This window comes from Nocardia aurea (assembly GCF_003123685.1).
In the GTDB taxonomy this organism is placed as follows: Bacteria; Actinomycetota; Actinomycetes; order Mycobacteriales; family Mycobacteriaceae; genus Nocardia; species Nocardia aurea.
In genome coordinates this window covers 1-803 of record NZ_QCYJ01000159.1, presented here as the reverse complement: position 1 = coordinate 803, position 803 = coordinate 1, and the positions used below count along the sequence as shown (strand labels likewise).

Genomic DNA, 803 nt, shown 5'->3' with positions numbered 1-803 from the left:
ACCGAGGTCAGCACGGTGGCCGCGGCGGTGGCGGTGAAGGCCCACCCCTCGCGGCGCCGCCAGACGAGGGCGACCGCCGCCGCCAGCGCCCCCATGGCCGCCAGCGCTGGTAGCGATCCCAGTTCAAGCACCAGACCGGCCCCCTGCCCACCGGCCCCCACGCCCGAGCCCAGGCTGGACAGGGCGATCACGGCCAGGGGGAGCGCCGCGGCGCTCATCGTCAGGGCCGCGACCCGGGCGCGGTGCCGTACCCGGCCGTCGGTTCTCAGGGCCAGGAACACGGCCCCGTGCAGCGCGCACAGCGCCAGCGTGAACGTCCCGCCCACGACGGCCGCGAACGCGCTGTCAAGCAGCAGGTCGGCGAAGACCGCGCCCCACAGGAACGCCGGTAGCGCGCTGCCGACCAGGATGCCGAGGTCGCACCAGACCGGGTTGGACACCTTGCCGCGCCACTCCAGCCCCACCCCGCGCATGATGAGGCCCACCAGGATGAGCACCACGGGCAGGTAGAAGGTGCTGAACAGGCCGGAGTACCAGGCGGGGAAGGCCGCGAACATGGCGCCCACCGCGGTGATCAGCCACACCTCGTTGCCGTCCCAGACCGGGCCGATCGTCTGCAGGGTCTGCCGCTGCTCGGCCCCGCCGCGGCTGACGAACGGCGCGAGCAGCCCCACGCCGAAGTCGAAGCCCTCCAGCACGAAGTAGCCGGACCACAGGAAGGCGATGATGACGAACCACAGGTCGATCACTGTCTCCACCTCAGTACATCAGCGACGGCTCGAGCTTCTCGGCCGCGGGCACGG

At 72.4% G+C, this 803-nt stretch carries 1 protein-coding gene; it reads right to left on the bottom strand.

Annotation, left to right across the window (positions count from 1 at the left end; translation table 11 throughout):
• On the bottom strand, positions 1–749 hold a 749-nt coding region (gene cydB / locus DAT37_RS38890; RefSeq protein WP_109529962.1), incomplete at its 3' end, for a cytochrome d ubiquinol oxidase subunit II.
• Between the last annotated feature and the right edge of the window lie 54 nt (positions 750–803).